The sequence below is a fragment of the Nonomuraea sp. NPDC059023 genome (genome assembly GCF_042740095.1).
GTDB lineage: Bacteria > Actinomycetota > Actinomycetes > Streptosporangiales > Streptosporangiaceae > Nonomuraea.
On sequence record NZ_JBHYIO010000004.1, the window covers coordinates 322,647 to 348,112 of the forward strand.

The 25,466-nt window shown below is 70.8% G+C and carries 24 protein-coding genes; 13 read left to right on the forward strand and 11 right to left on the reverse strand.

Annotation, left to right across the window (positions count from 1 at the left end):
• The first annotated feature begins 129 nt into the window (after positions 1-129).
• Positions 130-2,880, forward strand: a complete 2,751-nt coding sequence (locus ACFWYW_RS09660; protein WP_379623736.1) for a glycoside hydrolase domain-containing protein — start codon at positions 130-132, stop codon at positions 2,878-2,880.
• On the opposite strand, the gene glgC is transcribed toward ACFWYW_RS09660, so the two are convergent.
• Positions 2,849-4,084, reverse strand: coding sequence for a glucose-1-phosphate adenylyltransferase (gene glgC / locus ACFWYW_RS09665; RefSeq protein ID WP_379623734.1), 1,236 nt, complete (start codon positions 4,082-4,084; stop codon positions 2,849-2,851). The two genes, ACFWYW_RS09660 and glgC, sit on opposite strands and share 32 nt — an antisense overlap.
• Before the next feature lie 92 nt (positions 4,085-4,176).
• Between glgC and glgA the strand changes: the two genes are divergently transcribed.
• The gene (gene glgA / locus ACFWYW_RS09670) at positions 4,177-5,352 is read left to right on the forward strand and encodes a glycogen synthase (protein WP_379623732.1); all 1,176 of its coding nucleotides are present in this window, start codon (positions 4,177-4,179) and stop codon (positions 5,350-5,352) included.
• A gap of 9 nt (positions 5,353-5,361) precedes the next feature.
• On the opposite strand, the gene ACFWYW_RS09675 is transcribed toward glgA, so the two are convergent.
• Complete coding sequence (locus ACFWYW_RS09675) at positions 5,362-5,727, reverse strand: PH domain-containing protein (protein ID WP_379623730.1); 366 nt, start codon at positions 5,725-5,727, stop codon at positions 5,362-5,364.
• A 99-nt stretch (positions 5,728-5,826) separates the two neighbouring features.
• Here ACFWYW_RS09675 and ACFWYW_RS09680 point away from each other — a divergent pair, with 99 nt between their 5' ends.
• On the forward strand, positions 5,827-7,305 hold the full coding sequence (locus ACFWYW_RS09680) for an Nramp family divalent metal transporter (protein ID WP_379623728.1): 1,479 nt from the start codon (positions 5,827-5,829) through the stop codon (positions 7,303-7,305).
• A 23-nt stretch (positions 7,306-7,328) separates the two neighbouring features.
• Positions 7,329-8,111 (forward strand): TIGR02569 family protein, encoded by a 783-nt coding sequence (locus ACFWYW_RS09685; protein WP_379623726.1) that lies wholly within the window; start codon positions 7,329-7,331, stop codon positions 8,109-8,111.
• Here the strand turns inward: ACFWYW_RS09685 and ACFWYW_RS09690 are convergent.
• Positions 8,104-8,508 (reverse strand): nitroreductase family deazaflavin-dependent oxidoreductase, encoded by a 405-nt coding sequence (locus ACFWYW_RS09690; RefSeq protein WP_379623724.1) that lies wholly within the window; start codon positions 8,506-8,508, stop codon positions 8,104-8,106. The genes ACFWYW_RS09685 and ACFWYW_RS09690 overlap by 8 nt on opposite strands.
• A gap of 144 nt (positions 8,509-8,652) precedes the next feature.
• On the opposite strand from ACFWYW_RS09690, the gene ACFWYW_RS09695 reads away from it, so the two are divergent.
• From ACFWYW_RS09695 to ACFWYW_RS09720, 6 genes are read left to right on the forward strand one after another with little or no spacing between them, the layout of a single operon-like run.
• Complete coding sequence (locus ACFWYW_RS09695; protein ID WP_379623721.1) at positions 8,653-9,651, forward strand: LacI family DNA-binding transcriptional regulator; 999 nt, start codon at positions 8,653-8,655, stop codon at positions 9,649-9,651.
• The gene (locus ACFWYW_RS09700; protein WP_379623719.1) at positions 9,648-10,910 is read left to right on the forward strand and encodes a sugar ABC transporter substrate-binding protein; all 1,263 of its coding nucleotides are present in this window, start codon (positions 9,648-9,650) and stop codon (positions 10,908-10,910) included. Before ACFWYW_RS09695 ends, ACFWYW_RS09700 begins: the two co-directional genes overlap by 4 nt.
• Before the next feature lie 2 nt (positions 10,911-10,912).
• On the forward strand, positions 10,913-11,791 hold the full coding sequence (locus tag ACFWYW_RS09705; protein WP_379623717.1) for a carbohydrate ABC transporter permease: 879 nt from the start codon (positions 10,913-10,915) through the stop codon (positions 11,789-11,791).
• Positions 11,788-12,609, forward strand: coding sequence for a carbohydrate ABC transporter permease (locus ACFWYW_RS09710; RefSeq protein ID WP_379623715.1), 822 nt, complete (start codon positions 11,788-11,790; stop codon positions 12,607-12,609). Before ACFWYW_RS09705 ends, ACFWYW_RS09710 begins: the two co-directional genes overlap by 4 nt.
• Before the next feature lie 12 nt (positions 12,610-12,621).
• Positions 12,622-14,127, forward strand: a complete 1,506-nt coding sequence (locus ACFWYW_RS09715; RefSeq protein ID WP_379623713.1) for a glucoamylase family protein — start codon at positions 12,622-12,624, stop codon at positions 14,125-14,127.
• An 18-nt stretch (positions 14,128-14,145) separates the two neighbouring features.
• Positions 14,146-15,936 carry a hypothetical protein gene (locus ACFWYW_RS09720; RefSeq protein WP_379623711.1) on the forward strand — a complete coding sequence of 597 codons (1,791 nt, stop codon included), beginning with the start codon at positions 14,146-14,148 and terminating at the stop codon, positions 15,934-15,936.
• Here the strand turns inward: ACFWYW_RS09720 and gnd are convergent.
• Positions 15,923-16,951: a phosphogluconate dehydrogenase (NAD(+)-dependent, decarboxylating) gene (gnd, locus tag ACFWYW_RS09725; RefSeq protein ID WP_379623709.1), complete on the reverse strand. Its 1,029-nt coding sequence runs from the start codon at positions 16,949-16,951 to the stop codon at positions 15,923-15,925. The genes ACFWYW_RS09720 and gnd overlap by 14 nt on opposite strands.
• A gap of 49 nt (positions 16,952-17,000) precedes the next feature.
• Positions 17,001-17,612, reverse strand: a complete 612-nt coding sequence (locus ACFWYW_RS09730) for a TetR/AcrR family transcriptional regulator (protein WP_379623707.1) — start codon at positions 17,610-17,612, stop codon at positions 17,001-17,003.
• 42 nt (positions 17,613-17,654) lie between these two features.
• On the opposite strand from ACFWYW_RS09730, the gene ACFWYW_RS09735 reads away from it, so the two are divergent.
• Complete coding sequence (locus ACFWYW_RS09735) at positions 17,655-18,062, forward strand: RidA family protein (RefSeq protein WP_379623705.1); 408 nt, start codon at positions 17,655-17,657, stop codon at positions 18,060-18,062.
• Here the strand turns inward: ACFWYW_RS09735 and ACFWYW_RS09740 are convergent.
• Positions 18,059-19,015 carry an SCO7460 family lipoprotein gene (locus ACFWYW_RS09740; RefSeq protein WP_379623703.1) on the reverse strand — a complete coding sequence of 319 codons (957 nt, stop codon included), beginning with the start codon at positions 19,013-19,015 and terminating at the stop codon, positions 18,059-18,061. The genes ACFWYW_RS09735 and ACFWYW_RS09740 overlap by 4 nt on opposite strands.
• A 113-nt stretch (positions 19,016-19,128) precedes the next feature.
• Here ACFWYW_RS09740 and ACFWYW_RS09745 point away from each other — a divergent pair, with 113 nt between their 5' ends.
• Positions 19,129-19,743 (forward strand): TetR/AcrR family transcriptional regulator, encoded by a 615-nt coding sequence (locus ACFWYW_RS09745; protein WP_379623701.1) that lies wholly within the window; start codon positions 19,129-19,131, stop codon positions 19,741-19,743.
• Between the two features lie 382 nt (positions 19,744-20,125).
• Here the strand turns inward: ACFWYW_RS09745 and ACFWYW_RS09750 are convergent, their stop codons facing one another.
• The 4 genes from ACFWYW_RS09750 to ACFWYW_RS09765 are packed head-to-tail and all read right to left on the reverse strand — an operon-like array spanning position 20,126 to position 22,584.
• A complete protein-coding gene (locus ACFWYW_RS09750; RefSeq protein ID WP_379623699.1) occupies positions 20,126-20,566 on the reverse strand; it encodes a hypothetical protein in 441 nt (146 codons plus the stop codon).
• 52 nt (positions 20,567-20,618) lie between these two features.
• Positions 20,619-21,215 carry a class I SAM-dependent methyltransferase gene (locus ACFWYW_RS09755; protein ID WP_379623697.1) on the reverse strand — a complete coding sequence of 199 codons (597 nt, stop codon included), beginning with the start codon at positions 21,213-21,215 and terminating at the stop codon, positions 20,619-20,621.
• 10 nt (positions 21,216-21,225) lie between these two features.
• Positions 21,226-21,780 carry a GNAT family N-acetyltransferase gene (locus ACFWYW_RS09760; RefSeq protein ID WP_379623695.1) on the reverse strand — a complete coding sequence of 185 codons (555 nt, stop codon included), beginning with the start codon at positions 21,778-21,780 and terminating at the stop codon, positions 21,226-21,228.
• 42 nt (positions 21,781-21,822) lie between these two features.
• Positions 21,823-22,584: a sirohydrochlorin chelatase gene (locus ACFWYW_RS09765; protein ID WP_379623693.1), complete on the reverse strand. Its 762-nt coding sequence runs from the start codon at positions 22,582-22,584 to the stop codon at positions 21,823-21,825.
• A gap of 187 nt (positions 22,585-22,771) precedes the next feature.
• Here ACFWYW_RS09765 and ACFWYW_RS09770 point away from each other — a divergent pair, with 187 nt between their 5' ends.
• Positions 22,772-24,064 (forward strand): MFS transporter, encoded by a 1,293-nt coding sequence (locus ACFWYW_RS09770; protein WP_379623690.1) that lies wholly within the window; start codon positions 22,772-22,774, stop codon positions 24,062-24,064.
• A 55-nt stretch (positions 24,065-24,119) separates the two neighbouring features.
• Here ACFWYW_RS09770 and ACFWYW_RS09775 read toward each other — a convergent pair whose 3' ends face one another.
• Complete coding sequence (locus ACFWYW_RS09775; RefSeq protein WP_379623688.1) at positions 24,120-25,412, reverse strand: MFS transporter; 1,293 nt, start codon at positions 25,410-25,412, stop codon at positions 24,120-24,122.
• Positions 25,413-25,466: the final 54 nt, after the last annotated feature.

A 25,466-nucleotide genomic window follows, 5' to 3' on the forward strand; every position in this document is an offset into this window, starting at 1 on the left:
CTTCGTCCGGATTATTGGGGGATTGATCCGACATCGTGCGAGATGCCAACCGCCCTGGTCAATAGTGTTCGCAGTATTTATGAAAGAGACATCTTTAATCACCGTTGGGCACACGTTAGCCTGTCCGCCATGCTGCAACCCCACGAGGCCGTCTCCTTCTGGGCTCCCGCCGAGCTCGGCAACCACCGCGTGACCGTCCTGGTCGAGACGGAAAGCCCGCTGGTGACGGTGCCCGTGCCCTGGATCCCGCCCCAGCACCACCGGGGCTCCGGCCTCGTGCGTACGGCCGGCGGAGAGGAGGCCGGCCGCGCGCACGCCGTCCCCGGCGGCTACGCCTTCGCGCCGGCTCGTGGCAGGGGGCGCTACGTGCTCTACTACACTGCGTACGAGAACGCGGCCACCCCGCAGTACCCCCAGCACGAGTACCTCCCGCCCACCGATGACCTGCCGGAAGGCCCCTCGGGCACGTGCGTGGTGGAGTCCTACGAGGCCCGCACCGAGCACGACCGCTACACCGACATGGAGCGCCCCGCGCCGCCCATGGAGGGCTTCTTCGCCTTCGGCGAAAGCCGCGAGCACCCCATCCGGATGCGCGCCCTGCCCGCCCGCTGGCTGGAGCGCGAGCCCGGCCCCGTGCGGCTGCGGGCCGACCGCGGCGACCATCTCGCCTTCCAGATCGGCGTGTACGGCTCCCGCCCCCTGCGCGACGTCCGCGTGGAATGCGACCTGCCCGGCTTCACCTGCCACACCCTCGGCGGCACCGACCACCTCGGCCGCGACTTCACCCGGCGCCTCGATGTGAGCGCGCACACAGTGCAAGCGCTCTGGTGCGGAGCGCTCATTTCCGAAAGCGAGTTCACTGTCCGGGTGTTCACGGAGGGTGAGCAGCCGCTGACGGTCGACTTCGTGGTGGAGTTCAGCGATCGGACCTCCGACGACCACGGCGACGCCGATCCGGCCAAGCTGTCACGGCTGCGCTGGCTCGACTCCCGGCGCTTCGCCGACGACACCGTGGTGCGCCCGTTCACGCCGGTCACCGTGGACGGCGCGCGGCTCGGCGTGCTCGGCCGCACGGTCAGGCTCGGCCCTGACGGGCTGCCCGCCGCGCTGACCTCGTACTTCACGCCCGAGGTGACGCTCGGGCAGGAGGCCGTACAGGTGCTGTCGGGGCCGGTCGGCTTCGAGGTGCCCGGCCACGCGTGGGCGAGCGACGGATGGCGCGTCACCTCCCGCAACGCCGCGGCCGTGACCTGGGTGTCGCGGTGGCGGGCCGGGGACCTCACGCTCGACCTCGACGGGCGGCTGGAGTTCGACGGGACGCTGGACTACCGGCTCGAACTGTCCGCGCATGCCGATGCCGACCTGGACGACACCCGGCTGAGCATGCCGCTGGCGGCGCTGCCGTACCAGATGGGGCTGGGGCGGGCCGGAGGGGCGCGCGCAGACCTCGACTGGCGCTGGGACGTCAGCTGCAACCAGGACGCGCTGTGGGTCGGCGCGGTCAACGCCGGCGTGCAGGTCAGGCTGAGCGACGAGCACTACACGCGCCCGCTCAACACGAACTTCTACCACCAGCGGCCGCTCGTGCTGCCCGGCTCGTGGCACAACGGCGGGCGCGGCGGCGTCCGCCTCGACGACGACCGGCTTGTCTGTTACGGCGGGCCGCGGCGCATGGCCGCCGGGGAAAGGCTCCGGTTCGACGTACGGCTGACGCTGACCCCGTTCAAGCCGATCGACACCGCCGCCCACTTCCGCGAACGCTACTTCCACGCCTACCGGCCCGCCCGCGAGGTCCTGGAGGCCGGGGCCACCGTGGTGAACACCCACCACGCCACCGAGGTCAACCCCTACATCAACTACCCGTTCCTGGCCGTCGACCGGCTCAAGGAGTACGTGGACGAACTCCACGCGGCGGGCCTGCGCAGCAAGGTCTACTACACGGTGCGCGAGCTGACCACGCGGGCGCCCGAGCTGTGGGCGCTGCTCAGCCTGGGCGACGAGGTGCTCGCCGCCGGGCCGGGTGGCGGCGGCGCCTGGTCGCGCGAGCACGTCGGCGACGGGCGGCTGCCCGCCTGGTTCGCCACCGCCACCGACGACTCCTCGCTCATCACCAGCGGGCAGTCGCGCTGGCACAACTTCTACGTCGAGGGCCTGGACTGGCTGGTGCGCAACGTCGGCGTCGACGGCATCTACCTCGACGACCTCGGCTTCGACCGCGAGGTGATGAAACGCGTCAGGCGGGTGCTGGACCAGCGTCCCGCCCCGCTGATCGACCTGCACTCCGCCAACCAGTTCAACGCCAAGGACGGCTTCGCCAGCAGCGCCAACCTCTACCTGGAGCACCTGCCGTACGTGGACCGGCTGTGGTTCGGCGAGTACTTCGACTACAGCGCGCACCCCGACCAGTGGCTGGTCGAGACCTGCGGCATCCCGTTCGGCGTGATGGGCGACATGCTGCAGGACGGCGGGCACCCCTGGCGCGGCCTCGTCTACGGCATGACCAGCCGCGTCTACGGCGGCGACGGCGACCCGCGGAGCATGTGGCGGCTCTTCGACGCCTGCGACCTGCCGTCCGCGGCGATGTACGGTTACTGGTCGCCCTCGGCGCCGGTCCGGGTCTCGTCGCAGGCCCGCGCGACCACCTACGTCGGGCCCGCCGGCTCCCTGGTCGCGATCGGCAGCTGGCACGACGGGCCCGCCGAGGTCGAGCTGGAGATCGACTGGGACGCGCTCGGCCTCGACCCGCGCACCGCCGTGGTGCGCTCGCCCGCCGTCGAGGGGCTGCAGGAGGCAGCGCTGTTCTCCGCCTACAAGCCGGTGCCCGTCGAGGGCGGACGGGTGCTCTGGATCAGCGGTCCACGATCTCGTTCTTCCCGATGATCACCACGCCGCCCCTGGTCACGGCGAAGCGCGTCCGGTCATAGTCCAGGTCGAAGCCGATCCTGGCGCCGTCCGGGATCACCACGTTCTTGTCGACGATCGCCTTGCGCACGATCGCGCCCCGGCCGACCTTGACGTTGTCCATCAGCACCGAGTCCTCCACCAGCGAGTGCGAGTGGAGGACCACCTTCGGCGACAGGATCGAGCGGACCGCGGTGCCGCCGGAGACGATCACGCCGGGCGAGACCAGCGAGTCGATCGCCCGGCCCACCCGGTCGCCGTCGTTGTGCACGAACTTCGCCGGAGGCAGCGGGTCGTGGCCGGTGAAGATGGGCCAGCGGTCGTTGTACAGGTTGAAGACCGGGTGCGCGGCGATGAGGTCCATGTGGGCCTCGTAGTAGGCGTCGAGCGTGCCGACGTCGCGCCAGTACCCCCGGTCGCGCTCGCTGGAGCCCGGCACCACGTTGTTGGCGAAGTCGTAGACGTCGGCCACGCCCGACTTGACCAGCATCGGGATGATGTTGCCGCCCAGGTCGTGCTTGCTGGTGGGGTCGAGGGCGTCCTCGCGCACCGCGTCGATCATCGCCTGGGTCTTGAACACGTAGTTGCCCATCGAGGCGTAGACCTCGTCGGGGGAGTCGGCCAGGCCGACCGCGTCCTTCGGCTTCTCGCGGAAGGCCACGATCTTGCGTCCCGCCGGGTCGGTCTCGATGACCCCGAACTGGTCGGCCAGCGACAGCGGCTGCCGGATCGCGGCCACCGTGACGTCCGCGCCCGACGCCTCGTGCTGGGCGACCATCTGGCGAGGGTCCATCCGGTAGATGTGGTCGGCGCCGAACACGATCACGTGCTCGGGCATCTCGTCGTAGATCAGGTTGAGGTTCTGGAACAGCGCGTCGGCCGAGCCCGAGAACCAGCGCGGGCCCAGCCGCTGCTGCGCCGGGACCGGCGTCACGTAGTTGCCCAGCATCGCCGACAGCCGCCACGTGCGCGACACGTGCCGGTCGAGGCTGTGGTTCTTGTACTGCGTGAGCACCACGATCTTCAGGTAGCCGCCGTTGGCCAGGTTGGACAGCACGAAGTCCACCAGCCGGTACATCCCGCCGAAGGGCACCGCCGGTTTCGCCCTGTCCGCCGTCAGCGGCATGAGCCGCTTGCCTTCTCCACCGGCCAGCACCACCGCGAGAACCCTGGGGGACGTCATGACCAGGAAGCTACCCCGAAATCCGGCAAGTACGAACAACCTCGCGGACCGAGCGCTGCGTCCTGCCGCCGACCTTGGTTAAGGTGGGCTCCGTGCGCGTCGATCTGCTCAGCCGGGAGTATCCGCCGGAGGTCTACGGCGGGGCCGGAGTCCACATGGAATACCTGGCCCGCGAGCTGCGCCGGCTGGCCGACGTGCGGGTGCGCTGCTTCGGCGCGGCCCGCGAGGAGCCCGGCGTGTCGGCCTACCGGGTGCCCGGGGGGCTGGAGACGGCCAACGCGGCGCTGCAGGTGCTGGGCGTCGACCTGGAGATGGCCGCCGCCTGCGAGGGCGCGTCCGTCGTGCACTCCCACACCTGGTACGCGAACTTCGCCGGCCACCTGGCCAAGATGCTCTACGGCCTGCCCCACGTCGTCACCACCCACAGCCTGGAGCCGCTGCGGCCGTGGAAGGCCGAGCAGCTCGGCGGCGGCTACACGGTCTCGTCCTGGGCCGAGCGCACCGCCCTGGCCTCGGCCGACGCGGTGATCGCGGTGTCGGAGGGCATGCGCGCCGACGTGCTCGCCGCCTACCCCGAGATCGGGCCCGACCGGGTGAGCGTGATCCACAACGGCATCGACACCGTCGAGTACGCGCCGGACCCGGGCCTCGACGTGCTGAAGAAGCACGGCATCGACCCCGCGCGGCCGTACGTGATCTTCGTGGGCCGGATCACCCGCCAGAAGGGGCTGGTCCACCTCCTGCGCGCGGCGCGGTCCTTCGCGCCCGGCGCGCAGATCGTGCTGTGCGCGGGCGCGCCCGACACACCCGAGATCGCCGCCGAGGTCACCGGCCTGGTCGAGGGCCTGGCCGGAGCGCGCGACGGCGTCGTCTGGATCTCCGAGATGCTGCCGAAGCCCGAGGTCATCCAGTTGCTCACGCACGCCCGGGTGTTCGTGTGCCCGTCGGTGTACGAGCCGATGGGCATCGTCAACCTGGAGGCCATGGCCTGCGAGACCGCCGTGGTGGCCACCGCCACCGGCGGCATCCCCGAGGTCGTGGCCGACGGCGAGACCGGCCTGCTCGTCCCCATCTCCGGCGGCCCCGACGGCGAGCCCCACGACCCCGATCGTTTCGCCGCCGACCTCGCCGAGCGCGTCAACGCCGTCCTCGCCGACCCCGGCTACTCGCGCGACCTCGGCCTGGCCGGCCGGGCCAGGGCCGTCGAGCACTTCTCCTGGGAACACATCGCCACCCGCACCCTGGATCTGTACTCGTCCCTGGTGTGAGCCCCGGGGTCAGCGGGAGATGTGGTGGAGGATGACGTTGTGCACGTGGTGGGCCTTGTTGTCGCCGCGGAAGTCCACCTCGTAGGTGTGCGTCCCGACGTGGATGGCGATCGCGCCCGAGGAGAAGAAGCTGCCCGCGAACGACTTGTTGCTGACCACGCTCACCGCTGAGATCTTGCTGTACGGGATGCTCGTGATCGCGACCCGCTTGCCCACGAACGACTTGTCCTGGACGATCACCCGCCGGTCGGTCAGCCCGAGGAACCCGGTGCCCGCCCCGATCGCGTCATAGACGGCGATGATCTGCTCGCCGGGCATCAGGCCGCTCTCGATCTGCTTGAACTGTTCTTTCCGGTCATAGGGGATGTCAGCCATGCCGGGCCAACGAACGACCCGGTGACCCCGGTTCCTTTTGACCAAATGGGTCTTGTCCGCCCCCGGGTTCGGGATCACCCTGAAACCAGGAGGCCTGCCATGACGCATCCACTCGGAGTCAGCCGCCCCGCCCTCACCGTCGCCGACCTGCCCACTCCGGAGGAGGTCTTCAACGTCGGCCGCCTCGGCCCGAAGGAGCTGGTCAAGTACGCGGTCGGCCCGAGCCTGATCGCCCTCGGCATCTCCATCGGCAGCGGCGAATGGCTGCTCGGCCCCCTCAACGTCGGCCAGTACGGCTTCGTCGGCGTCGGCTGGGTCATCCTGATCTCGGCGCTGCTGCAGACGTTCTACAACGTCGAGTGCTCCCGGTACGTGCTGGCCACCGGCGAGACCCCGGTCGTGGGGTGGGGCCGGGTGCCGCCGGGCTGGATGCTGTGGGTGCCGCTGTCCGTGCTCGTGGTGATCTTCGCGTTCATCGCGGGCGGCTGGGCCGCCTCCGCGGGCCAGGGCGTCTACGCGCTCGTCCACGGAACCATCGCCCCGGCCGGCGCCGAGGAGCCGAGGTTGTGGGCCATCGCCCTGCTCGTCCTGGTCTTCGTCATCGCCGCCTCGGCCCGCCGCATCAGCCGCGCCCTTGAGCTGGCCAACTGGGTGATGGTCGGCACGATCCTGCTCGCCCTGCTGGCGATCGACCTGTTCGTGGTGCCGTTCTCGCTGTGGTGGGAGGGCATCCGCGGCTTCTTCACCCCGGCCGCGCCGCCCGCCGGCATCACCGCCACGCAGCTCGGCGCGCTGGCCGGGTTCACCGCGCTGGCCTCGGGCCTCAACTGGTACGTGATGGGCCACTACCGCGACAAGGGCTACGGCATGGGCTACCGTGCCGGCTTCATCTCCGGCCTGCGCGGCGGCCGCAAGGAGATCCTGGCCAGCGGCGTCACCTTCCCCGACGACGACCGCAACCGCGGCCTGTGGCGCCGCTGGTACCGGCTGCTGCTGACGGACATGTGGGGCGTCTTCTTCGTCGGCGCCATGCTGGGCATGCTGCTGCCCACGATCCTCATGGCCCAGGCCGTGGCCCTGTCGGGGGAGCGGCCCACCCGCGCCAACGTCCCGACGTTCGTGGCCGCCGCGCTCGGCGACGAGTACGGCCGCACGCTCTTCTACGTCGCGCTCGTGCTCGGCGTGCTGATCCTCTTCTCGACGCAGCTCGGCATCTTCGAGGCGATGGTCCGCGTGACCACCGACGCCGCCCACGCCACCAGCCCGCGCCTGCGCGCGCTGATCGAGGGCGACCCGCGGCGCTTCTACTACCCGTTCATGATCGTGCTGCTCGTGATCATCTCGATCGTCATCCATCTGGCGCTGCCGGTCGGCCTGGTGGAGTGGTCGGCCAACCTGTCCAACCTGGGCGCGCTCATCTACCCGTTCATGCTCATCTACCTCAACAGCAGGCTGCCACGCCCGGCCCGCCCGCGCCCGTGGCACTACGTGATCCTCGTCCTGAACTTCCTGTTCTTCGGCTTCTTCTTCGTCAACTTCGTCGCCGACACCTTCGGAGCGCCGCTGGTCACGTTCTAGGCGTACTTGCCCATGATGGTGGGATGCGCCCTTCTGACGACGTACTGGCCGCCTTCGGGCTCGCGGGGCCCGCCCGCCCGCTCGACGGCGGCCAGGGAGAGAGCTTCCGCGCCGGCGACGCGGTGCTGAAGCCCGCCGGTGACGCGCAGGAGGCCGAGTGGTCGGCGCGCGTGCTCGGCGGCCTGCCCGGCGCCGACGGCTTCCGCGTGCCGCGGCCGCTGCGCTCGCGCGACGGCGGTCACGTCGCGGGCGGGTGGGCCGCCGCCGAGTTCACCGAGGGCACGCCGGGTCCGGGCGGCCGGTGGGCGGACCTGCTCGCGGCCGGCCGCGCCTTCCACCGGGCCCTGCGTCACCTGCCGCGCCCCGCCCTGCTGGACCGCCGCGAGCACGCCTGGGCCATGGCCGACCGCATCGCGTGGGAGGAACGCGAGCCTCCGCGAGGACCCGCGGATCTTCTGGAACGGCTGCGCCGCGTCCCGAGCCCGGCCGGGGCGCCCAGCCGGCTCGTCCACGGCGACCTGACCGGCAACGTGCTGTTCCACCCGGAACGGCCGCCCGCGGTGATCGACTTCTCGCCCTACTGGCGGCCCGCCGGCTACGCCGAGGCGGTGGTCGTCGCCGACGGCCTCCTCTACCACGGGGCCGATCCCGCGCTGGTCGAGCAGGTGGACGGCGGGGCCCGCATGGTGGCGCGGGCGCTCGTCTTCCGGCTGGCCACCTCGGTGCTCCTGCCCGGTGCCATCCCGCGCGAGGAGGTGGAGCGGTTCGCGCGGGCCACCGGCGTGGTGGAGGCGGCCGTCAGGTGACGGGTTCGAGCACGACCACCGGGATCGGGCGGTCGGTCTTCTGCTGGTAGTTGTCGTAGTCGGGCCACACCCTGGTCATGGCGCCCCACATGCCGGGCTTCTCCTCGTCGGTGGCGGTCCTGGCCCGTGCCTTGAAGAGCCGGTCCTTGACCTGCACCTCGGCCTCCGGGTCCGCCAGCAGGTTGGCGTACCAGTCGGGATGCTCCTTGGCGCCGCCGTTGGAGGCGACCACCGTGTAGGCGTCGCCGTACCTCTGGTAGATGAGCGGGGTGGTGTAAGGGCGGCCCGATCTGCGGCCGCGGGTGGTCAGGAGCAGGACCGTGGTGCCGTTCCAGTCGTGGCCCTCGGCCCCGCCGGTCTGCTGGTATCTCTCGACGTGTTCCTTGCCGTACAGCATGTGATCGCACTTACCCGCGGCGGCGTGACCTCACCGTTACTCGCCGGGGTCTGTACGAGAAGTTGACGCGGCTGGCACACTCCTTTTCTGTAAGCGCTTACACGAGGTTGTGTGTAACCGCTTACACAGCGAGGGAGAAAGACGATGGACGTGACGATCTACGAGGTGGCCCAGCGGGCAGGGGTGTCGATCGCGACGGTGTCGCGGACGCTGCGTGGCACGGGGCCCGTGGCGTCGAAGACGCGCGAGAAGGTGCTCAAGGCCGTGGAAGAGCTCAACTTCACGCCCAGCAGGCTCGGCGTCAGCCTGGCCGAGGGCCGCCACGCCGCCAACGGGATCGTCTTCCCCAACCTGTCCGGCCCCTACTACACCGAGGTCCTGCTCGGCTACGAGGAGGTCGCCGCCGAGCTCGGCCGCTCCGTGCTCATCCTGTCCACGACCGGGCGTACGCGGGTGCGGGACCTGGTCAAGGATCTGGCCGGACGCGTGGACGGGCTGCTGATCTTCGGCCACACCGCGCCGGACGACGTCATCGCCGAGCTGATCCAGGTGGGGATGCCGCTGGTGTTCGTCTCGCGCGAGCCGCTGGCCGGGGCCGACACCCTGCGCGCGGAGAACACCGCCTCGGCCCGGCTGCTGGCCGAGCACCTGGCCCTGCACGGTTACGAGCGCTTCGCCTTCCTCGGCGCGCCGCTGGTCACCGGCGACGACGTGGACGAACGCTGGCAGGGCGTGCGCTCGGTGCTCGGCGCCGCCATCGAGGCGGTGCCCACCGGCCACTACACCGTGGACGACGGACACCAGGCGGCGCTGCGCCTGCTCAGGTCCGGCGACCGGCCGCGGGCCATCATCTGCTCCGACGACGAGGTGGCGCTCGGCGCGCTGCTGGCCGCCGAGGAGCTCGGCCTCGCCGTACCGGATGACGTGGCCGTCACCGGCTGGGACGACATCATGGCCGCCCGCCACGCCCGCCCGGCGCTGACCACCATCAGGCAGCCGATGCGCGAGCTCGGCGCCCGCGCGGCCCGCGCGCTCGACGAGCTGATCACCGCGGCCCGCTCCACCCCGAACCACCTCACTCTGACCACCGAGCTGGTGATCCGTTCCAGCTGCGGTCATCACCCCCAGGAGGAACCCCGATGAACACCACCACCAGGCGCTCGGCCGCCGGCCTGCTGGCGCTGGCGATCCTGGCCGCGGGATGCGGACGCGAGGCGAACAAGGCACCGGAACAGGCCAAGGACGTCGCCACCGGCAAGGTCGCGGGCGAGGTCACGGTCTGGGCCATCGGTGAGGAGGGCAAGGCGCTGGGCGCGTTCGCGAAGGACTTCGAGTCCGCCAACCCCGGCGTGAAGGTCAACGTGACCCCGATGGGCTGGGACGTCGCGCACGACAAGATCACCTCGGCGATCGCCGGATCCGCCACCCCCGACGTGAGCATGATCGGCTCGACCTGGGCGGGCGAGCTGTCCAAGACCGGCGCGCTGGAGCCCACGCCCGGCAACCTCATCGACAAGGCCGCGTTCTTCCCCGGCGCCTGGCAGACGGTCGACGTCAACGGCACCGCGTACGGCGTGCCGTGGTACGTCGAGACCCGCGTCCTCTACTACCGCAAGGACCAGGCCGACAAGGCCGGCGTCGAGCCGCCGAAGACGTGGGCGGAGTGGAAGACGTTCATCAAGGCGCTCCAGGACAAGGGCGGCGCCAAGAAGGGCTTCAACCAGGGCTACACCGAGGGCTCCTGGCAGGAGATGGTCCCGCTCATCTGGCAGGCCGGCGGGGAGATCGTCAAGGACGGCAAGTACACCTTCGACACGCCTGAGGCGATCACGGGGCTGAAGCAGTACGCCTCGTTGTTCCAGGAGAAGCTGGCGCCCAACGACACCCCGAAGGGCGGCTTCCCGCAGAACTTCATCAAGGGCGAGGTGGGCGGCTTCATCTCCGGGCCTTGGATGGCCGGGGTGCTCAACAACGACGGGGGAGCGGGGTTCAAGGACAAGTTCGACGTCGTGCCGTACCCGAAGGGGCCGGTCAGCGGCACCAGCTTCGTCGGCGGCTCCGACATGGTGGTGTTCAAGAAGGCGCAGAACCGGGACGCGGCGTGGAAGTTCGTCCAGTGGCTCAGCGAACCCAAGGTGCAGGCCAAGTGGTACACGACGGTGAAGGCGCTGCCGGCCGTACAGTCGGCCTGGCAGGAGCCCGAGCTGACCGCGGACCCGCAGCTGAAGGTCTTCGGCGAGCAGCTGAAGGACGCCAAGACGCCGCCGCCCTACCCGACCTGGGAGCAGCTTGCCAAGGTCATGGAGGGTGAGCTGGAGAAGCTCGCGCTCGGCAAGTCCACGCCCGAGCAGGCGGCCAAGGCCATCCAGGCGCAGGCCGACGCGATCGGCACCGGCCTGTAATCATGATCCACGCTCGGAGGACCGGGCTCGGCTGGGTGTTCGTGCTGCCGTTCCTGCTCATGTTCGTCGTGTTCTACCTCGGGCCGCTGCTGGCCGGCCTCGGGATGAGCTTCACCGACTTCCGTAGTACCGACGTGGCCGACGTGCTCGGCGTCAACCCCGTCGGCGTGCAGAACTACATCCGCCTGGCCCAGGACGAGGCCATGGTCAAGGCGGCGGTCAACACGCTCGTGTTCGTCGTGGTCTGCCTGCCGCTGACGATCGGGCTGGGCCTGGCCGCGGCGGTCGCGCTCAACTCGGGGATCGGACGGCTGCCGGCCGCCTTCTTCCGGCTCGGCTACTACCTGCCGCACATCACCAGCATCATCGGCATCGCGGTCGCCTGGAAGTTTCTGCTGGAGCCCGAGGCCGGGCTGGTCAACCGGCTGCTGGAGCTGGTCGGCGTCCAGGGTCCCGCCTGGCTGCAGGACCAGCGTACGGCGCTGCCGTCCATCATCGCGATGACCGCCTGGCGCGGGTTCGGCTTCGACATGGTCGTCTTCCTGGCCGCGCTCCAGGGCATCCCGCGCGAGCTGTACGAGGCGGCGGAGGTCGACGGGGCCGGGCGGTGGCAGCGGTTCTGGTCGGTCACGGTGCCGCAGCTGCGGCCGGTGATCCTTTTCTGCACCATCTACAGCACCGTCGGCTTCCTGCAGTTCCTGGAGGAGCCGCTGGTCATGACCGGGGGCGGGCCGCTCAACTCGACGCTGTCGGTGTCGCTCGCCATCTGGAAGCAGTTCGGAGTCGGCAACTACGGCTACGCCGGCGCCGCGGCCACCGTGCTGTTCACGGTGATCATCGCGCTCGCGGTGCTGCAGCTCAGGATCGGGAGGTCGCGGTGAAGCGCACCCGCGGGCAGCACGTGGTCACCTACATCGGGCTCGCCACCGGCCTGCTGCTGGTGATCGGGCCGTTCCTCTGGGCCGGGTTGAGCTCGTTCAAGCCCGAGCCGGAGATCAGGCGCGACCCGCCGACGTTCCTGCCCGAGACCTGGACGCTGGGCAACTACGCCGAACTCCTCGAACGCGTGCACATCGGGCAGGCGTTCATGAACTCCTTGATCGTGGCGCTGGCCATCGTGGCGGGCAACCTGCTGTTCGGCTCCATGGTCGGGTACGGCTTCGCCAAGCTGAGCTTCCGCGGCAAGAACGTCGTCTTCGCCCTGGTCCTGGCTCAGATGGCGGTCCCGGCGATCGTGCTCATGATGCCGCAGTTCGTGCTGATCGCGAAGCTCGGCATGGTCAACACCTTCATCGGCATCATCCTGCCGGGACTGATCAACCCGCTGGGCGTCTTCCTGATGCGACAGTTCATCGCCGACCTGCCCGACGAGCTGATCCACGCCGCGCGCGTGGACGGCGCGGGCGAGTTCCGGATCTTCTTCAGGATCGTCCTGCCCCTGTGCAAGCCCGCGATGGCCACGCTCGGCCTGATCACCTTCCTCGGCGCGTGGAACAACTTCCTGTGGCCCGCGGTGGTCGCGCAGTCCGAGGACCTCTACACCCTCCCGGTCGCGCTCAACATCCTCAACTTCGCCGAAGGCACCCACTACAACCTGCTGGTCGCCGGATCGGTGATCGTCATCGCGCCGATCCTCATCCTCTTCGTCTTCCTGCAGCGCTTCTTCATCCAGGGAATCGCCACCTCCGGCATCAAGTAAGGAGCACCCGGAATGCTGCTCAACACCCTCATGGCGGGCCTGCTGGCCGCCACGCCCACCCACGTGACGAACCCCGACTTAACCCTCTACAAGTACGCCAAGGACACGTGGCGCTCCATGAACGCCATGGTCGAGCCCGCCACCGGCCTGCCGGCCGACAAGGTCACCGGCGACCTGCGCACCCGCGCCAAGGTCACCTCGCCCACCAACATCGCCACCTACGTCTGGAGCACGCTCACCGCCCGCGACCTCGGCCTCATCGGCTCCGGCGACGCCTCCAGGCGCGTGGCCAGGGTCCTGGACGCGCTGGAGAAGCTGGAGCGCAACACCCCCACCGGCCAGTTCTACAACTGGTACGACCCGGCCACGCTCAAGCTCGTGCGCGTGTGGCCCGACAGCGGCAACGCCATCCAGCTCTTCGCCTCCAGCGTCGACAACGGCTGGCTGGCCACCGCGCTCATGATGATCCCCAAGGCCATGCCGCAGCACGCGGGCAAGGCCGGCCGCCTGGCCCGCTCCATGAACTTCGCCTCCTACTACGACCCCGCCGCCCGCCCCGACGCCGGCACCGGCCTGCTGCGCGGCGGCTTCTCACCCGAGAAACCGGAAGGCTGCTCGGTCGAGAGCGACTACGCCGGCACCGGCACCGTCGTCTACTCCACCTGCCACCACTACGGCGCGCCCGCCGAGACCCGCATCGCCACCTACGTCGGCATCGCCCTCGGCCAGGTCCCGCGCGAGCACTACTTCGGCATCTACCGCACCTTCCCCGACAACGCCTGCGACTGGGCCTGGCAGGACCAGAAGCCGGTCGGCTCCTGGAAGGAGCACCTGGGCGTCAAGGTCTGGGAAGGCACGTACGGCTACCGCGGCATGCGCTACGTTCCCAACTGGGGCGGCTCGATGTTCGAGGAACTGATGCCCGACCTGGTGGTGCCCGAGTCGAAGTGGGCGCCGCGCAGCTGGGGCCGCAACCACCCGGTGTTCGTCCAGGCCCAGATCGAGCACGGCCTGCGCGAGGCCAAGTACGGCTACTGGGGCTTCTCGCCCTCCAACGACCCGCACGGCGGTTACCGCGAGTACGGCGTGGACCCGCTCGGCATGGACGCCACCGGTTACACCACCGACAGGGAACGCACCACCACCGACCCCGGCTACGAGGGCTGCCGCCCCGCCCAGCCGGAACCGGCCGCCTACGGTGACGGGGTCGTCACGCCGCATGCCGGCTTCCTGGCTCTGCCGTACGCGAAGAAGGCGGCCATGGAGAACCTGGCCGGGCTGAAGAAGAACTTCGACGCCTACGGGCCCGGCGGCTTCTACGACGCCGTCGCGGTCAGGTCGGGCGTGGTGTCGAAGTGGTACCTGGCGCTGGACCAGGGGATGGTCATGGCCGCCCTGGGCAACGTGCTGGCCCGCGACAACATGCGCCGCTACTTCGGCACGCCCGCCGTCGAGGCGAAGCTCCGTCCCATGATGGGGCTCGAAGAGTGGAACGTCATCCCGCTTGTCTCCCAGTAGAAGAGGAACGCATTCTCGATGAGTACGGCCGATGCCGCACGCCGTGACTGGCAGGAACGTATCTACCAGGCCTCGGGGGAGGTCACACCCGTCGGCGAGATCCCGCTGCCGGCCCCGGAGGGGCTGCGGGCGGAATCCGGCGCCGGGCACGTGACGCTGACCTGGGAGCCGGTACCGGGCGCCATCGGGTACCTGGTGCACCGGGACGGAGAGTCGGTCAAACAGCCCGACGTCGACGTGCCCGCCGTCCCGGAGTGCCGCTATGTCGACACCGGCCAGGGCCCGGCCGCCTACACGGTGGCGGCGATCGCCGCCATGGAGGTGACCGGCGCCTTCTCGGCGCCGGTGCGGGCGGCGCCGCTGTCCGGACCGGCCGCCGTCACGGTCGTGGTCGAGGCCGACCGTGTCACCCGCGCGCTGCCGCGCCCCTGGACCGCCATGATCGGCTCCGAGCACCTGTCCCACATGCTGTCCGAGGACACCACCGGCGGCCGTCCCATCGGGGCCGAGCTGACGGCGGCGCTGCGGACGATGCGGGAGGAGTTCGGCGTGGAGAGTGTCCGGGCCCACGCCATCCTCTGCGACGACCTGGGGGTGTACAAGGAGGCCGGGGGCACGGCGGTCTACGACTTCACGCTGGTCGACCGGGTCTACGACACGATCATGGAGTTCGGGCTGCGGCCGGTCGTGGAGCTCGGCTACATGCCGCGCGACCTGGCCCGTGACCCGTCCACGACGGTCTTCGGCTACGAGGCGATCATCTCACCGCCCAAGGACTTCGAGGCGTGGAGCGACCTGGTCAGGGCCCTGGTGGAGCACCTGGCCGAGCGCTACGGCATCCGGGAGCTCGTCGACCGCTGGTCCTTCGAGGTCTGGAACGAGGCCAACCTGGCCGTGTTCTGGTCCGGCACGCCGGAGGAGTACTTCCTGCTCTACGACGTGACGGCGGCGGCGGTGAAGAACGTCCACCCCGACCTGCGCGTCGGCGGGCCCTCCTCGGCCGCCAACGGCTGGGTCGAGGAACTGCTCGCGCACGTGGCCGAGTCCGGCGCCGCGCTCGACTTCGTCTCCACGCACACCTACGGCAACGCACCCCTCGACTGGCGGCCCGCCCTGGCCAGGCACGGCCGCGAGGACGTACCGATCTGGTGGACCGAGTGGGGCCCCACGCCGACGCACTTCCACGGCATCGGCGACGGCCCGTTCGGCGCGACGTTCCTGCTGCACGGCATGAAGGCGGCAGCGGGCCGGATCGAGGCGCTGTCGCACTGGGTGGCCTCCGACCACTTCGAGGAGCTGGGCCGTCCGCCGCGCCTGTTCCACGGCGGCTTCGGCCTGCTGACCGTCGGCAACCTGCGCAAGCCCCGCTACCACGCGCTCACCCTGGCCCACCGGCTGGGCGAGCAGGAGCTGGCCGCGCGCGCCGAGGGCGACGCCGGCGGCGTGGAGGTCTGGGCGGCCCGCCACGGCGACGGCAGGATCGGCGTCCTGATCTGGAACGGCACGCTCAACCAGGCCCAGGCCGACGGCGCCGCAGAGCTGGCCCGCACGGTCACGCTGTCGATCCCGGGACTGGCGGGCGAGCACCTCGTGACCCATCACCGCATCGACGAGCGCCACTCCAACATCAGGGCGGTGTGGCAGGCGATGGGCGGCGGCGACTGGCCCGCCGGCGGCCAGTGGGAGGAACTGGCCGCGGCCAACACCCTGGACGAGCTGACCCCGCCCGCCCGGGTGTCCGGCCCGCTGACGCTGGAGTTCGACCTGCCCATGCCCGGGGTGTCCTTCGTGGAGCTCACCCCGGCGTGATCTCGTCCTTCTCGTCGTGACCGCCGAAGCCCTTGCGCTGGGCGGACTGCACCTTCCCGGCGAACAGCGCCGCCCCCTGCGAGGCGAAGCGACTGTAGAGCGCGGCGGTCAGGACGGGTGAGGGCACGCCCTCCTCGATGGCGGCGATGCTCGTCCAGCGTCCCTCGCCCGAGTCCGACACGCGGCCGGCGAACCGCTCCAGGTCCGGGTCGGCGTGCAGCGCGGCGGCGGTCAGGTCGAGCAGCCACGAGCCGATCACGCTGCCGCGCCGCCACACCTCGGCCACCTCGGCCAGGTCGATCGTGTCGTACTGGTAGTACTGCGGGTCGCGCAGCGGCGCCGTCTCGGCGTCGGCCTCACGCACGTGCCGGCCCGCCCCCGCGCCGCCGAGCACGCTCAGCCCCTCGGCGTAGGCGGCCATGACGGCGTACTCGATGCCGTTGTGGACCATCTTCACGAAGTGTCCCGCTCCGGGTGGCCCGCAGTGCAGCCAGCCCTGCTCGGCCGCCGACGGCTCGCCCGTCCGTCCCGGGGTACGACCCGCCGCGTCCACCCCCGGTGCCAGCGCGACGAGCACCGGCTCGACCAGCTTCACCGCCTCGTCGTCGCCGCCGACCATCAGGCAGTAGCCGCGGTCCAGGCCCCAGACGCCGCCGCTGGTGCCCACGTCCACGTAGTGGATGCCCCGCGCCCCGGCCGCCCGCGCGCGGTCCACGTCGTCGCGGTAGTAGGAGTTGCCGCCGTCGATGACGACGTCGCCCGGCTCCAGCAGGCCGAACAGCGTCTTCGTCGCCTGGCCGGTGACGGCGGCGGGCAGCATCAGCCAGACGACTCTGGGGGACGGCAGCGCGCGTACCAGATCCTCGATCGAGGCGCTTCCCTGGGCGCCCTCGGCGGCCAGGGACTGGACGGCGGCGGGGGCGCGGTCGAACACCACGCACTCGTGGCCGGCGCGCATGATCCGGCGCGTCATGTTCGCGCCCATCCGGCCCAGGCCCACCATTGCGATCTTCATGCCCGTCACCCTCCCCGCGGGCGGGTAATGGCATGTCCGTGCATGTCCCTTAAGGTGATTGACCCCAGCCCGCCGCGACGGAGCGGTGGCAGCGCTCCCGCTCGTCACCCGCGCTGACGAACAGCGCGGTCAGCAGGGGTACGGCGTGGCCCAGCGCCTCCGGCGGCAGCGGCCCGGTGGCGACCAGCGAGGTCAGCCCGTGGCCGATGACCCAGCAGCGCGTGGCCAGCTCCAGGGGGTCGGTGCCGGGCCGGAAGCGCCCCTCCGCCGTGGCCCGCCCGGCCGCGCTGACGAGCATGTGGAGGGAGGCGTCGGCCGCGGCGGCGTCCTCCAGCTCGAAACCGGCGTCGAACATGACCCGGTAGAGATCGGGGTCGCCGAGCGCGGCCGCGGTGTAGGCGGCGCCGAGCGCGGCCAGGTCGCGGACCGGGTCGTCGGTCAGCACGACCGCCGACAGCCGGGCGGCCAGCCGGGTGAACCCCTCCTGCCGCGTCGCCGACCACAGGCCGTCCATGCCGCCGAAATGCGTGTAGACGGCCATGGTGGAGACGCCGGTGCCCTCGACGAGGGAGCGGAGCGTGACCGGCTGCCGGGTCCGCAGCATGTGCGCCGCCCGGTCGATCAGGAGCGAGCGGACCGCCGGGTCCTTCATCCTTGGCATGCCGTCTAGCATACATAGCATAGCTATGTTATGTTACGGGGCATGGCCGTTACCTTGCACAACCCCGACGGGCTGCCCAAGCCCGATGTCTACCGCCAGCTCTCCGTCGCGACCGGCTCGCGGCTCGTCTTCCTCGCCGGGCAGGTCGCCCGCGACGCCGACGGCTCCAAGGTGGGGGAGGGCGACCTCGCCGCCCAGGTCGAGCAGTCCTACCTCAACATCGCCACCGCGCTCGCCGGCGTCGGCGGCAGCTTCGACGACGTCGCCAAGCTCACCGTCTACGTCGTGGACTGGACGCCGGACAAACTGCCGCTGCTGGGCGAGGGCGTCGCGCGGGCCGCGGCGAAGCTGGGCGTCGACCCGGTCAAGCCGATCACGCTGCTGGGCGTGGCGGCGCTCGGCGAGCCCGACCTGCTGGTCGAGGTCGAGGCCACCGCCGTACTTCCCTAGGTGCCGGCGGGCAGGCGCAGGACGCCGCCCTGGTCCCTGATGTTCTCCACCACGCGCATGTCGCCGACCGGGTTGCCCTGCGGGTCCACCGTCATCGCCACGGCCCGGTCGCCCTGGCACTTGGCCTGCTGGGTCTCGCAGAACAGCACGTACCCCATGAGCCGGTCCACGCGCCCCGGCCGCAGGCGCCACACCCCGACCACGCCGCCGACCATCGCGCCGGGACGGTTGGCGGCCAGCCACTCGGTCGCGCCGGCCCGTGCCCGCTTCTCGAACTCCTGCCGCTGGTCGAAGGGCCGTACGATCCGCGCGGACGGCTCGTTGGCCGGCGAGTAGGAGGCGACCAGATAGGGCTCCCCGGACAGCGCCGCGAGCACCTTCGTCTCGGTCATCCGCAGAAACGTCGGCAGCCCCTCCCCGCCACGAGGGCGCTTGGCGGCGACGGCGGGAGTGGCGAAGTTCACCGCGAGCGCCCTGCCCGTGCCCAGGCACCCGCGTACCGTGCCGAGGAACGACGCGATGGTCGCGTTCGTGGGCGCCGCCTCGATCCAGACCTCCGACAGCGGCGCGTTGGCGGCGATGATGGGGTGCCCGCAACTCTGGAACCCCGCCGCCAGCCGCCGCCAGTTCTCCCCGAGCTCCTCGCCCTTCCGCACCGCCGCCGCGAGCTGGCTCTCACACGGCTTGCGGTCGCAGGTGTCCTGCTCCGCGTCGATCCTCAGGCGTACGACGGCGTCGGGGTCGCCGGCCAGCGCGAACATGATCTCCGACCCGTTGGTCTCGGGGAACAGGTTGCGCGCCCCGACCACCTTCAGCCGGCCGGGGTAGAGCTTGCCCGCCAGTTCCTCGGCACGGCTCCGGTCGTCGCCGGTGCCCAGCGAGCACCCGCCGGCCAGCACGACCATCCCCAGCAGGCCGGCCGCCCACCGCCGCCGCCGTCTAGAACGCTCCATGACAGATCACCTTAATCCCCACCGGGCGACCTGGGACAGAGGTCCAAGGCTCACGGTGTGCATGGAGATCCCCACTACGGCCGTCCTAGGACGGATGCCGTTACCATGGCCGCATGCCGCCGACCAACCCCGGCCGCCGCAGGGCCCTGACCGACGCCGCCATCGAACTCCTCGCCGAGTCCGGGGCGCACGGACTGACCCACCGCGCGGTCGAGCAGGCCGCCGGGCTGCCCCAGGGGACCGCCTCGAACTACTTCCGCACCAGAGAGGCGCTGCTGCTGGCCGTGGCGGAGCGCGTCAGCGAACTGCACCTCGCCGACATGGCCGAGGCCATGCGGCCGGCCGAAGCCGCCGCCGACGGCATCGGGCAGACCGTCGATCTGCTGGCGGAGTCGTTGTTCGGGGCCGCGACCGTGCTCCGTACCCGCTATCTGGCGATCTTCGAACTCCAGCTGGAGGCCGTCCGCCGCCCGGCCATGGCCCCGGCGCTGGCCGGATTGCAGGACACCGCCCTGCGCCTGACCGCCGGCCACCACGCCGACCTCGCCCTGCCCATCCCACGGGACAGGGTCGCGACACTGATCACGCTGTACGCGGGCGCACTGTTCACCCTGGTCACGGCTCCGCCGGAGTCGATCACCAGGGAAGGCGTCCACGAGGTCGCCCAGGCCATCGTCCAAGGCTCCCTGCCCAGCGCACCGGCCCACGGTACCCCTTGGCACGCATGAAGCGCTCCAACCTGCCCGCATGTGCTGCGGGTGACGGTGGTCGGCACGGCGGTAGTCCAGCCCGCACGCGAGCGTGTGCGGCGCCAGGGCGAGGGCCGTGAGGGCTGCGGGCCAACGGAAGCGGCGGGGTGGTGGTGGCACGCAAGGCGCATTGCCAGCCGCCCCGGCTGTCGTGCGCGTGGTGACCGGGGACGCGTGCCCGGGGGAGGGGTCGGGCGGTGGTGGTCGCGCCCGCCCAAGGCGGTTTGCCCGCCCGGCCGTTGTGTGCGCGGTGTCCGGGGGAGGGCGCGGGCGGTGGTGCGTAAGGCAGCGAGGAGGGCGCGGCGGGGCGCGGCTGGGTGGCGCCGTGGCGGACAGGGCGCTTGGGGTGCGGGTGGCGGGGTTAGAGGTAGGCGCGGGTGGCGGTGATGAGGTCGGGGGTGGCGTCGCGGGTGTCGACGTAGAGGGCGGTGTCGGGGGTGCGTTCGCGGATGTCGCGCTCCCTGATGGCGAAGACGGCCGGGGCGGCGGCGCCGGTGCCGTAGCGGGAGGCGATGGCCGCCGTGGCGGCTCGCCGTACGTCGGCGACGACCTGGCGGGTCTCGTGCCCGGTGCCCGAGGCGGCCGCGTACCCGAGCATCGCCGCGAAGCGGAGTTCGGTTTCCGAGGCGGGGCGCTGCTGGGGCAGGACGGGGCGGTCCAGCCAGAAGACCTTCCCGGCGAGGAAGGCGTCGTAGGGCAACTCGCGCGCCGTCTCCGTCAGGAGCGCGCCGAACTCGGCCAGGTCGGCGTCCGGCGGCAGGTCCGTCGTGACGAGCAGCGGCACGATCAGCGAATCGAGCATGGCAGGCACCCTTTCGTGAGGTCGCTCATCGTAGGGGGCGGCACTGACATTCTCACGCCGGGCGGGGCGGTGTTGGCAGCGGTTTGGTCCAGGTGAGGGAGTACCGCCACAGCAGGTGCCGTCGCCACCGCGCCCCGGGCAGCAGGGTCAGGGCTTCGCGGCGGACGGCGGACCAGGCCATCGTGGGCGCGGCGACGGGAGTGTTCTGCTCGGCAACGCCGTGGACGCGGGAGACGATCTGGTGCTTGACCACGCTCATCCCGTCGATCACCCAGTCGAGGAGAGTGGCGTTGGCGGCGATGCCGATGACGACGAGCCGGCCGCCGGGGCGCAGCAGGCGCGCCATCCTGGTCAGGGCGGGTGCGAAGTCCATGTGGTGGATGGTGGTGACCGTGGTGACGAAGTCGTAGGACGACTCGGGCAGGTCACTGGCCAGGAAGTCGGCCTGGAGGTAGTCGGGGCGGCCTCCGGCGGACCGGGCCTCGGCGATCATCTCGGGGGAGACGTCCACGCCGGTGACCTGCCGGGCCAGGGCGGACAGTTTGCGGGCCAGCAGCCCGTCTCCGCAGCCCACGTCCAGCGCCCGTTCGCAGCCGGCCGGCACGTTCGCCAGGACGAAAGGGTGGAAGGCGATGTTGTGGTTCCACATCGGCGTCACTCTAGACGTAAAGGGAGTTCCATTCGTCCACGATGGCCGAGTGGACGACGGAGTCGCGCCAGCCGTCGGGCGCCAGCACGTGGTGCCGGATCCGGCCCTCCTCGATCATCCCCGCCGTGAGCATGGCCAGCTGGGCCGGGATGTTGGCCGGTGCGCGCGCGCCCCAGATCCGGTGCAGGCCCAGCGACCGGAAGCCGAAACCTAACAGGAGCCTGATCAGGTCGGTCCCGATCCCGCGCCCCCACTGGTCGGGCCGCAGGCCGAGGCCGATCTCCGCGCTGTGCGGGTGGTCGGCCTCGACGTGCAGGCGGGCGACGCCGATCACGCCGTGATGGTCGGGATCGGTGACGGCCAGGAGGTAGAGGCGCCGGGGTTCGGCCGCTGCGGCGGCCATCGCTTCCTCGACGATCCCGGCGACCTCGTCGAGGGATCGTGGATTGAACGGCAGATGCTCGGTGGCCGCGCGGTTGCCGTAGATGGCGTGCAGGGCGTCGATGTCGGCAGGCGTGACGTCCCGCAGCCCGAGACGCTCGCCGACGACGTTGACGCAGTGCATGCGCTGACGGTAACGCCCACATAGTGATCTTTACAAGTGTTGTCAAGTCGCTAGTTGACTACCGTAAGCTCGCGCGACAAGTTCGGCGATCGCGCCGTGCGCGCCCAGGAGGTCGGCGTGGCCGGCGCCGATCTCTGTGGCGGCCTGTTCGACCAGGCCGGAGGGTGCGTCGATGGCGCACGGGGCGATGGCGAGGCGTTCGGCGCCGGCCGCCCGCAGGCGCTGTGCGGCCACGGCCACGCCGGGCGCGCTGTCGAGCGAGGCGGCCACCACCGGCATCGTCAGGCGGGAGGCCAGCAGCACGGCGGTGGGCTGGGCGGCCGCGACGGCCTGCTCGCCGCCGAGCGTGCCGAGGATGACGGCGTCGACGGGGCTGCCGACGTTCAGCAGGCGCACGCGGTCGGCTCTGGCCAGGCCGCGCTCGGCGAGGCGGATGTGCAGGGCCTCGGCGAGCAGCGGGTGCGGGCCGAGCGCCTGGGTGACGGCCGCCTCGGCGCCGCTGGCCGCCACGGCCTTGCCGATCTCGCCGAGGACTGCGGGGTCGTCCCAGGTCAGCAGGGGTACGACGACGCTCGCCCGGCTGTCGGTCAAAGCCTGGGAGAGCTCGGTGACGGCGGTGAGGCGTACCTCGATCTGCGGGTTGTCGACTCTCACCACGGCCGCGATGTCGGCGGCGGGTCCGTCGGTGCCGCCGGGACAGGCGAGCACGAGCACGGGGGCGTCCGGGGGTAGCGACGCGGGGACCGGACGACGGTGCCGGCCGCCACCGGGCCGGGGGGAACGTTCACGTACAGGCAGGCTCACAGGCGCGCATTTTATGCGGATTCGCCGATTGATGTAACGAAACCGGGCTGCGATTCGATCACGAGGCACCTGTGATCGAGATCACATCGTGACGTCCGCGAATGTTGACGGATGGTGACGAGGCAGAGCAGGGTGAAGCAACTAGAAACGCGTTCTAGAGCGACAGTTCAACCCCGGAGGACTTGGGATGAAGCCGTTCTATGTCCGCGAACTGCACGTGTATCCGGTGGGCGCCAACCGCATCCGCCTGCTGGCCATCGCCGTGCTCGCCTCGCTGGTCGCCAACTTCGAGACCACGATCGCCACCATCCTTCCCCTGCTGCGCCAGGACCTCGGCATGACGCTGGAGGTCTACGGGCTCATCGCGGCCGCCTCGGTGCTCGTGGGCGGCCTGTCGGCCGGATTCGGCGGCATCCTGTCGGACCGGTGGGGGCGCGTCACGATCCTCGTGCCCACCCTGACCGTCACCGCCGCCTGCAACTTCCTGCTGGCGACCGTCGAGACGACCACGGGACTGTTCGTGGTCAGGTGCCTGATGCTCTTCATCGAGGGCGCGGGGATCACCATCACCGCCTCGCTCGTGCGCGACTTCTCGCCGCGGCTGGGGCGGGCGCAGGCGTTCGGGTTCTGGACGTGGGGACCGGTCGGCGCCGCCTTCCTGGCCTCGCTGATCGCCAGCGTGACCCTGCCGATGTTCGGCAACGCCTGGCAGTCGCAGGCGATCATCATGGGCGTCGTCTCGCTGCTGCTGTGCGCGGTGATCATCTGGCAGATCGCCGAGCCGTCGGCGGCCCTGCGCGCCCAGGTGATGCGGGCCGAGTCGGCGGTCCGCGTCGAGGAGAAGATCGATCCCGGCCGGGTACGCGAGCTGTTCCGCCATCCGCACCTGTGGGCCCACGTGCTCGGCAACACCGCCTGGCAGGTGCTGTACTGGACCTTCGCGATCTTCGGCCCGACCATCCTCAACGAGGCCTTCGGGATGGAGACCGCCGCCGCCAACGGCGTCGTGGCCATCGGCATCCTCCTCAACGCCCTGGCCGTGATCGTGGTCGGCCGCTTCTCCGACAGGCTGCAGACGCGCAAGCCGTTCACCGCCGTGGGGACGGTCCTGACGATCGCCGCGCTCGGCTACTACGTCAGCCTGATCGGCTCCCCTGCCTCCGCCACCCGGATCACCGTCGTCTACGCGCTGATGTTCCTGTTCATGGGCGTCGCGTACGTGCCCTGGATGGCCAACTTCTCCGAGGACGCCGAAGATGTGGAGTCGCGGCTGCAGGGCGCGGCGCTGGGCATCTGGGGCATGGTCGTCCGGGTCATGATCGTGGTGCTGCTGATCGTCTCGCCGCAGGTCGTGGCCGGGGGCGGCTGGCGGGCATGGTTGCTGGTCGGCCTGGCCGGTCAGGTGATCTTCCTGGTGTCGATGGTCGCGTTCAAGGGCGGCTGGCGTCCCGCGCGCCACAACGCGAAGACCGCCGCCTGATCCTGAACGCCGGGCGGCGTTGGCAGCCGCCGCCCGGCGCCCCTTCCGCGGTGGCTCAGGCCCGCTGGGCGATCCGTTCGTCCTGGTCATGGGCGGACGGCGCGATGGCCAGGCCGAACGCGGTGATCGCCAGCGCGATGACCACGTAGATCGACACGGCCAGCGTCGACTTGTAGGTGTCGAAGAGCTTCAGCGCGACGATCGGGGCCAGGGCGCCGCCGACGATCCCGGCCACCTGGTAGCCCATGGAGGCGCCGCTGTAGCGCAGCCGCGTGCTGAAGAGCTCGGCGATGAAGGCGGCCTGCGGGCCGTACATGGCGGCGTGGGTGATCAGGGCGACGACGGCGGCGAGCGCGATCAGCGGGAACGACCGGGTCTCCAGCAGCGGGAAGAAGGCGAACACCCAGACGGCGGCGGCCACGACGCCGGCCAGGTACACGGTACGGCGGCCGACGCGGTCCGACAGGGCGCCGAACGCCGGGATGAGGAACAACTGCAGCGCCGAGCCGATCAGCACCGCGTTGAGGCCGACCGAGCGGTCCATGCCCAGCGTGGTGGTGATGTAGACGAGGATGTAGGCGGTGAAGGTGTAGAAGGCCACGTCCACGCCGATCCGGGCGGTGAAGGCGGACAGCAGCGCCCTCGGGTGCGTGCGGATGACCTCCAGGAGCGGCATCTTGGCCTTGGCGCCCTTGGTGTCGATCTCGGCGAACTGCGGGGATTCGGAGATGCGGCGCCGTACCCAGAAGCCGACCAGCACCAGGACCCCCGACAGCAGGAACGGCACCCGCCACCCCCACGACAGGAAAGCCTCGTTGGTCAGCGTCAGGGACAGGACGGTCAGCAGGGCGGTGGCCAGGACGTAACCGGCGGGCACGCCCACCTGTGGCCAGCTGGCGTTGAAGCCGCGGCGGCGCTGGTCGCCGTGTTCCATGGTCATGATGACGGCGCCGCCCCACTCGCCGCCCAGCCCGAGGCCCTGGATGAAGCGGAGGGTGACCAGCAGGACCGGGGCCAGGATGCCGACGCTGTCGAAGCTGGGCAGTATGCCGATGAGGAACGTGGCGACGCCCATCATGAGGAGGGTGACGACGAGGACGGTCTTGCGTCCCACGCGGTCGCCGAAGTGGCCGAAGACGACGCCGCCGAGCGGCCGGGCGACGAACGCGACGGCGTTGGAGGCCAGCGCCGCGAGCGTGGCGTTGAACGGGTCGAGCGTCGGGAAGAACAGCTTGCCGAAGACCAGCGTCGCCGCCGTCGTGTAGAGGAAGAAGTCGTACCACTCCAGCGACGTGCCGACCAGGCTGGCGAGGATCACCCGCCGCGTCTGTTGGGGGGAGCCAGACATCGCATCGCCTTTCGTAGGTTTATCTCTCAACGTAAGGATCGTTGAACAATTCGA